The 8,020-nt window shown below is 42.7% G+C and carries 7 protein-coding genes and 3 pseudogenes; 7 read left to right on the top strand and 3 right to left on the bottom strand.

The genetic code is table 11. The annotated features are described in order from the left end of the window. Positions 1 to 609, bottom strand: a 609-nt coding sequence (locus BM278_RS17285; RefSeq protein ID WP_208601835.1) for an IS256 family transposase, incomplete at its 3' end; no start/stop codon positions are given. Between the two features lie 239 nt (positions 610 to 848). On the opposite strand from BM278_RS17285, the gene BM278_RS17280 reads away from it, so the two are divergent. The 6 genes and pseudogenes from BM278_RS17280 to BM278_RS19385 form a co-directional block, all read left to right on the top strand. Further along, entirely contained in the window at positions 849 to 3,020 is a 2,172-nt protein-coding gene (locus BM278_RS17280; RefSeq protein WP_090952284.1) for a YhgE/Pip domain-containing protein, read from the top strand. Positions 3,021 to 3,282: 262 nt separating this feature from the next. Beyond that, entirely contained in the window at positions 3,283 to 3,420 is a 138-nt protein-coding gene (locus BM278_RS19390) for a LacI family DNA-binding transcriptional regulator (protein ID WP_233504918.1), read from the top strand. 246 nt (positions 3,421 to 3,666) lie between these two features. Then, a complete protein-coding gene (locus BM278_RS17270; protein ID WP_090952281.1) occupies positions 3,667 to 4,146 on the top strand; it encodes a PH domain-containing protein in 480 nt (159 codons plus the stop codon). Next, positions 4,133 to 5,620, top strand: a complete 1,488-nt coding sequence (locus tag BM278_RS17265; protein WP_013878186.1) for a PH domain-containing protein — start codon at positions 4,133 to 4,135, stop codon at positions 5,618 to 5,620. The genes BM278_RS17270 and BM278_RS17265 overlap by 14 nt, the downstream gene beginning before the upstream one ends. A gap of 217 nt (positions 5,621 to 5,837) precedes the next feature. Next, entirely contained in the window at positions 5,838 to 6,110 is a 273-nt protein-coding gene (locus BM278_RS17260; RefSeq protein WP_090952278.1) for a hypothetical protein, read from the top strand. Between the two features lie 150 nt (positions 6,111 to 6,260). Continuing rightward, positions 6,261 to 6,487: pseudogene (locus BM278_RS19385) on the top strand (transglutaminase-like domain-containing protein); the annotation flags it as partial. A gap of 50 nt (positions 6,488 to 6,537) precedes the next feature. Here BM278_RS19385 and BM278_RS19605 read toward each other — a convergent pair. Continuing rightward, positions 6,538 to 7,394 (bottom strand): annotated as a pseudogene (locus BM278_RS19605) (transposase). Between the two features lie 157 nt (positions 7,395 to 7,551). Here BM278_RS19605 and BM278_RS19000 point away from each other — a divergent pair. Continuing rightward, a complete protein-coding gene (locus BM278_RS19000) occupies positions 7,552 to 7,692 on the top strand; it encodes a hypothetical protein (protein ID WP_012749540.1) in 141 nt (46 codons plus the stop codon). Positions 7,693 to 7,748: 56 nt separating this feature from the next. On the opposite strand, the pseudogene BM278_RS17245 reads toward BM278_RS19000, so the two are convergent. After that, a pseudogene (locus tag BM278_RS17245) lies at positions 7,749 to 8,020 on the bottom strand (IS4 family transposase); the annotation flags it as partial.

Raw genomic sequence — 8,020 nt, 5'->3', positions numbered from 1 at the left:
AATCTCCTGCCATACATAGGCGCTTTCTTGTCCTCCTACGAAGAAATCAAGAATTTCACGATACCCTTCTTCGTTCACCCCCAATACCACATAAATAACTTCTTTCTCTACCGTATCCCGGCGAAGTTTCACGTACAAGCCGTCCAAATATAAGACCGAATAACGTTTGTGTAGTGGACGATGGTGCCATTTCTCGATGTCTTCCTTCACGACATCGGTAATCCGGCTGATCGTCGCAGGAGAATAGGTGCTTCCTAGAATTCGTTCGATAAACTTGCCAATTTCACGCGTACTCATGCCGCTTTGATACATCCTGATGATGGCTTCCTCCAGCCAGCCGGTGTGGCGTTGGTAAGGAGCGGACAATTGGGTTTGAAATTCTCCGTTTCGGTCTCTAGGGACCAAAAGACCTTCAATCCGGCCATATTGTGTATCTAGATTTCGTTGATAGTAGCCGTTTCTCATATTCGGCGTTCCAGCCTGTTCGATTTCGAGGAAATTTTTGATTTCTTCCCGCATAATCAGTTCTAATTTTTCTTTTACAAACTGACGAATGGCATTTTCCAGTTGATTTGCCCAGTCGACATTCGGTATACTTCTTTTAGACATAGGTAGGGTACTCCTTTCTCTGGAATGTGTTGTGGTCCAAATCAGAGAATACCCTACCTTTTTTCTTTTGGTCTAGCAAAATGCTTTACACAAAATTTTATACATCATCTGCTGGTTAGCCAGCCGTTTTTTGTAAACATACTGTGCTCGTTTCCAATCCGCCGCTTATGTTTAGTTTTTTTTTCATTGGTTTATACTAACAAAAGCAGTTTAATCACACTAAAGGGAAGTTGAGGTTCGTGAAAAAGATATGGAATCTTTATGTTCACGATATGAAGCAAATAGCAACAAACTGGGTAGCGGCGGTATTGGTAGGCGGATTGCTTCTTCTGCCATCGCTTTATGCGTGGGTGAATATCGAAGCTTCTATTGATCCGTATGCCAACACGAGAAACATTAAAGTAGGAATTGTCAATGAAGACAAAGGGGCAAAAATTCAAGGACATGCGTTTAACGCCGGAAAAGAAATTGTTAGGGCGCTACGAAACAATCATGACTTAGGCTGGAAATTTGTTGGCAAACAAGAAGGAATGAAAAACGTCCGCTATGGCGATTATTTTGCGACGATCGTCATTCCAAGCGATTTTTCAGAAAAATTGGCTACCATTGTGCAAGATAGGCCGGAGCAGGCTGTCATTCATTACTATGAAAATGACAAAAAGAACGCGATTGCGCCGAGAATCACATCCAAAGGAGCGAGCACCATCACCGAGCAAGTAAGCGATCAATTTGTCGCTGTTGTCAACAGCGTTTTGTTTTCTATCTTTCATGAAGCGGGGGTGGCATTAGAACAACAGCTGCCAGATATTCGCCATTTTGAGACCCTGATTTTTCAGCTGCAGACGAAGCTGCCGGAAATCAAGCGGCTGTTAAACCAATCGATGTCCGACGCGAAAGAGGCGGAACGGCTCGTCAATAAAGCGGAAAAAACGCTTCCCGAAGCGAAACGGATCGTCAACAGCGGCATTGCGTTTCTTGATGAAATGAATCAGTTTTTCACGAAAGCGGAAGCAAAAGCAAAGACATTGACGCCGCAAATCACGGAAAATTTGCGTACGCTGCAGCAAATCACCATGTCCATCTATGCCGTAACTAACAAGCTACAAGAAAACCTTTCCCTTGCCCAGCAGCGGCAATGGCTTTCCGACGTCCAGAGCATGGCCGCAGCTGGGGAACAAATGGCAGATGAAGCGCAAACACAGCTTCGCATATTCAATAACATGATCGAAAAGCGAGCTTTCTCTCGCACGGCTTCCGCCAATATGGAACAATTGTCCGGCCGTCTGACAGGCATAAAATCCAATTTAAGAGAAGCACAACGCCTTGCCAAGTTAGCGTACGAGCAAAGTGAAAACGGGGCGCAGCTAGGCAACCATCTTCTCACCGACCTAAATGAGCGGGCGGCAGCTGCGGTAAAGCAAGTCGATCGGGTGATGAATGAATACGAGCAACATATCGCACCACTCATGAAAGAAAAAATGAACGAAACGAAGCAGACGCTTCAAGACGCCCGCCGCATACTCGCGGACATCGCCAACACCATTCTGGAATTAGAGCGGTTTCTTCAGCACGCCGGCAGCGGTCTCAAGCAGGGGGAAGAAATGTTGCAGACGGCAAGCGATCAGTATCCGTTTCTTGCGCGGAAAGTCAACGATATCGCTTCCTTTCTTGTAAAATTGAAAAAAGAGACAAACATCTACGACATCATTCGTTTATTAAAAAATGATCCAAGAGCAAAAGGTGAATTTTTGGCCCATCCCGTCGACTTAAAGACGCATAGATTGTTTCCGCTTCCGAACTATGGATCGGGGATGAACCCGTTTTATACCGTCTTGTCCATATGGGTGGGCTGTCTGCTGTTAGTGTCGTTGCTTTCTACCGAACCTTATGAGGCAGAAGGGTATACCAGCAGAGAAATTTATTTTGGCCGGCTGCTGACGTTTTGGACATGCAGCAGTATTCAGGCGCTTATTGTCACGTTAGGAGATGTATTTCTTTTAAAGAATATTTATATTCATGACTCCGGCTGGTTCATCCTCTTTGGGCTGTTATGCAGCTTTGTGTTTATTGTCATTGTCTTTACGCTCGTATCAGTATTCAGCGACGTCGGCAAGGCGCTGGCCATCGTCCTGCTCGTTTTCCAAATCGCCGGAGCAGGGGGGACGTATCCGGTTCAGCTTATTCCGGAATTTTTCCAAAACATCAACCCGTTTTTGCCGTTTACGTATGCGATTGATTTGATGCGCGAAGCAGTCGGCGGCATTGTGTGGGGAAAAGTGAAAAACGATGCGGTTCGTCTCATGATGTTTGCCGTCCTGGCTCTCTTATTAGGTACGCTTCTGAAAGAACCGTTGAACAAATACATGCATTCGCTGCATGCGAAAGCGAAAAAAAGCGGATTGTTTCATTAAACCATGCGGCATAGGCAAAATGACCGCCTGGCTTTTTTGTTTATATCCGATGACGCCATCGATGGGAAACAGAAACAGCCAGCGCGGATATGGACGCTGTTTTAAAAAAATAGATTCGTTACGGCGGAAGGCACGGATTTGATTCGTGCCTTTTTTCATGACGAAGTTGCAAATGATTTGACAAATGAATGCATGTATAATATCCATCTTGGAATGAGGCTTTGAAAACGAACCGGACCAAACGGTATAGAGGCTAACTTTAGTGGGCTACACCATTAAAGACATCGCGTTGAGGGCTGGTGTTTCGAAGTCGACGGTTTCGCGCATCATTTCGGGAAAAGGGGTTGCAAGTCCAGAGACGCGTGAAAAAAGTATTAAAGATGAAGGTGCTGCAGTATAAACCAAATGCCTTGGCAAGGGCGATGGTTTCGCAGCGTACGAACAATATAAGCGTAGTGGTTTATCATTCACGTTCTCCAATGGCTTCGATCCTATAATTTTTCTTGAAACATGCTCATTTTCCTGCTTTTCCAAAAGTTTGTTATTCTACAGTAACAGATAGTTAAAGATGGAAACTTCTTGTATACTAAATACGTATAACCATTACGTCGATGGATTGTCTTTGTTTAAGGGGGATAGAGAAATCATGAATGGAGAGCCTAGAAAAAGAATCTCCGAACGAGCGCTGTCGGTATGGCGGATATACGGCATGATCGGATGGGCCGTTTCTTTTATCGCCTTTGCCACTGTCATTGCCCTTCTGATCATTTTTGACGGACCGAAATGGATCATTCCGATTCTGGTTATTTTATTGCTTGGGGAAGGATATTTTTTCATCTTTTTTATTCCAACCTTGCGTTGGCGGAGATGGCGCTATGAAGTGCGCGAGCAGGAAATTGAGATTCAAAAAGGATTGTTTGTCATGAAGCGGACATTAATTCCCATGATTCGCGTGCAGCATGTAGATTCAAGTCAAGGGCCATTATTGAAAAAATACAAACTGGCCTCCGTCACCATTTTCACCGCCGCAACGGTGCATGAAATTCCCGCGCTTGACGAGGGAGAAGCAGAGGAGCTGCGTTATCATATTTCCAGATTAGCGAGGGTGGCGGATGAAGATGTCTGAGAAAAAACGTCTGCATCCCATTTCCGTCATCGCCAATATTTTAAAACAATTGAAAGACGCGTTTTTGCCGCTGATCCTCGTCATTATTATCGGAAATAAAACCGTTTCCTCGATGTGGGATATCACTGTGCCGCTGGCCGTTGTCGTTTATACCATTGTCATCGGAATTGTTTCTTGGCTTCGCTTTACCTATTGGTTGGAAGAAGGGGAATTGCGTATTGAATACGGTGTGTTTGTAAGAAAAAAAAGATATATTCCGTTTGAACGCATTCAAGGCATTTCTATATCCGAAGGCTTCTTGCAAAGAATGGTTGGAGTCGTCAAAGTGAATGTGGAAACGGCCGGCCATCAACCAGGAGAAGCCGAGGCTGTATTAACCGCTGTGACAAGGAAAGAAGCGAAACAGCTTCAACGTTTGATTCAAAAATCTAAAGAAAAAACGGAAGAAATCGCGGAAATTCTGCCGCGAGAAGAAAGTACAGCGTCTTTTCTCCCAAATGATCAAGGGTTGGAACAAGAAGAAAAAAACATCATCTTTTCGATGAATTTTTGGGAAATTTTCCAAGTAGCGCTGACAAGCGGCGGAGCATTTGGCGTTATTTCCGCCATCTTCCTCTTTGCCACTCAATTTGACGAACTCATTCCTTATGAAAAACTATATAAAGATGCGCAAACATTTATTGCGCATGGTGTGTTTTATACAGCGGTGGTTATTTTGTTGATCTTCATTGCCGCCTATATCATATCGGTCATTCAAAATATGCTCAGGTATGCGTTTTTTACGGTGGAAAAAATAGGAGAGAATATCATCATCTCAAGAGGGCTCCTTGAAAGGAAAAAAATTGCGATCCCGATAGAGCGGGTGCAAGGCATTGTGATAAAGGAAAACATCATCCGACGATGGTTTGGGTATGCTTCCGTTTATGTCATTCATGCAGGAGGAGCTTTCAATGAAGGCGATCACGGAAGTATTGTCCTTTGTCCGTTAATCAAAAAGGAGCGGATTGCTTCTGTTATTCTCTCTTGTCTTCCGGAATATAGCCTAAATCTTAAATTCATCGCACCGCCAAAGCGGGCGTGCATCCGCTACATGCTCCGGCCTTTATATGTATTGCTTTTCCCTGTTTGCATCGCTGCTTTTTGGCTGCGTCCATGGGGATTATTGCTGTTATTATTGCTTTCAATCGCTTCTTACTTCGGCTATCTCAGCTATCAGGATGCCGGCTGGGCGATTTCGAATCATCAGCTTGCGTTAAGAAGCCGTCTTTTGAGCGTCAGAACCGTTTATATGTTAAAAAATCGTATTCAATCCATGGAAGCTTCCTGCAACTGGTTTCAGCAGCGGCAACGCCTGGGAACCATTATGGCAACAGTCATGTCCGGAACTGGCGGTGCCGGGGGAAAAGTCGTGGATCTTGATCAAAAAGATATACAAACAATATATACGTGGTTTAAACGGACAAAAGGGAATTGAAAAAAGAAAGACAGCAAATGAAATCTACTCCTTCATTTGCATCCTAATCTTCTTGGTCAAACAGAAAGTTACAGAAAAATAAAATGCAGAATTGTCTTTTGGAAAATAAAGTAAAATAAGAGTGGATAGGTAATAATAGTGATTTTCCATTGCTCATTTTTGCTTGATTTTCCAACGTTAATTTTTTGGTTCCATTTAAATAAAAAGGTGGGAGAATATGTTGTCTGTTGGTCTCTTACTAGCTCTTACCTTCATTTTTGTAAGTGTGGCATTATTTCTTGAAGGTAATGCATGGTTAGGAATCATTTCTCTAATTTTAGGGATATCCATGATCGCTGTCCGTTATGGCTCCAGAAGAAAACAAAAGAAAACCGATTATATTTATCTAAATTCTACAGATTTTTCTAACGATTATGGCCGTGCGGCGGATTGTCATGATATTGGCGGCGGAGACTTAGGAGGAGGGGATTCGGGAGGAGGCTGTGATTAATTATTGTTTATAAAAAATGATAAACCATTGGATGGGAGGAAACATTGTTCCTCCTTTTTTGTTGAAGTTACTTAAGTAAATCACCGTTGTATTTTTTATTTAAATATTTGTATAATTATACAAAAAACGTATTTAATAAGGGGAAATAAAATGGAACTAATTCCTGAGTCCGCTAATTTGATGGACTACCTGGAAGAATTAGATGTCGTCAATTTTTCACATCCTTTCATTCAGAACAAAATTAATGATTGTTTCATGAAGGACAGTCAGAAATCGAAAAGGCTAAAATAGCATTTGAATTTGTAAGAGATGAGATTTCTCACTCGTGGGATATACAAAGCACAAGAGTTACATGCAAAGCTTCTGAGGCACTTTACTAGATGGTCTTGCAAAACTAGAGTAAAAACTCGAAGCTATGCATAAGGATTCAACATAACACATGCAGTACATATCGATGAAATCCATACCATTTTGGCTGTTCGAACCCATCACTCTTTCACTCATTAAATACTCGTTCCATCTCACGACGAAGTCCAAACAGCCATTGTTCAAACCTCGTTTTCAAAAAGAAAAAGGAAGAACACGGCCGTAGGCATCTTTCCGTTCCCCACTATTGCGGCGGTTGATGTGGAAAATCAATAGGATTCCTGCCTGCTCTGCTGTTTGACGAACCTTTTCGCTGTCATACGCGGCGTCACCTAATGCAAATTCGATATCCCATTGCTCCAAAGAAGCAAGCAATTCTGGTGCCACTGCCGCATCATTCCGATTCACTGTGGTCAACACATGAGATAAAATGATTCCCACGGCAGTGGTGCAGAGATGGAGCTTATATCCTTTAAACTAATGGTATCGGGTGCCCCCCCACTTTGCTTGCGAATCGTAAAGACTGCTTCGAAGTGCCGTGCTGTCGATCAGCACGATTTGCGGATACCGTACTTCCAGGTCTTTGAGCAGCTGTGCATGAAAAACAGGAAATCCCTGTTCCTTAAACCACTTCGCCGCACGGGAAAACGTAGAAAGATGAGGAACTTCACCAAGCCCACAAGCCCGTTGAAAACAACGAAAACGCTGCAAAATGCGCACTAATTTTCGTAAGGAATCAATAGAAAAAAACGTTTTCAAAAAGAAGCATTTCAATAAGGATTTTTTCGACACCGGCGGTTTTCCTGTCACATACGGTGTTTCCGGCAATGATAGCGAGTCAATATACCGAAATAATGCTTCTAAAATTGGGGCCATTTCATCAGTCCATGCATGTTCGCAGTTCCAATTGGAAATCATGATAGTGTCCACCACTTGGTAGTTGTTTTTGGTTACTGTATATGATTTACAAGGTGGTGGATTTTTTATGTGCATTTATGCATTCGTTATGCGTTTTACAACATGTTCATCTTATGTTAATTTATTGTATAAATAAAGATTTATGGAGGAATTCAATATGAAAGTATTAGATTTAATTATCGATTTTGTTAACCGCCAGGATACATTTATTAGAATAGGATTTTATGTAGGAGCATCTTTTATTATTTTATTAGCAGGGTATTTGGTAGGAGGATTTATTGCTAGAATAACGGGGTAGGGGAAAGAAAGATGGTTTGGGTTGTTGGTTTGATTTTTTTATTGCACGAGTGTTGATTATCCAAAATTATACATACGCCTTCCATAAATTTGGGCATACTCAAACAAAGCAGCGGCCATCCCGGATTTCCAATCGAGAGGAAGCTGCCCAGAGAAAAAACGGCGAACGAACGAAATGAAGGAAAGAGAGACGTTCGTCTGTTTTTTGGTTTGATCATACAGCCATCGCAGCAACACATACGCGATGAACGCCGCAAACAGTTGGTTGTATACCGCATTTTCCGTCGTGCCAAACAAGGTCGGGACATTCAGATATTGCTTCACCCAAC

The organism is Parageobacillus thermantarcticus (assembly GCF_900111865.1).
GTDB classification, from domain to species: Bacteria; Bacillota; Bacilli; order Bacillales; family Anoxybacillaceae; genus Parageobacillus; species Parageobacillus thermantarcticus.
Note: the sequence above shows the minus strand (reverse complement) of the source record. Positions and strands in the feature narration are given on the sequence as shown.

Bases quoted from the DNA above. Each gene is read 5' to 3' on its own strand.
- BM278_RS17270 (WP_090952281.1), top strand. From the start codon at position 3,667: ATGAATGGAGAGCCTAGAAAAAGAATCTCCGAACGAGCGCTGTCGGTA.
- BM278_RS17265 (WP_013878186.1), top strand. From the start codon at position 4,133: ATGAAGATGTCTGAGAAAAAACGTCTGCATCCCATTTCCGTCATCGCC.
- BM278_RS17260 (WP_090952278.1), top strand. From the start codon at position 5,838: ATGTTGTCTGTTGGTCTCTTACTAGCTCTTACCTTCATTTTTGTAAGT.
- BM278_RS19000 (WP_012749540.1), top strand. From the start codon at position 7,552: ATGAAAGTATTAGATTTAATTATCGATTTTGTTAACCGCCAGGATACA.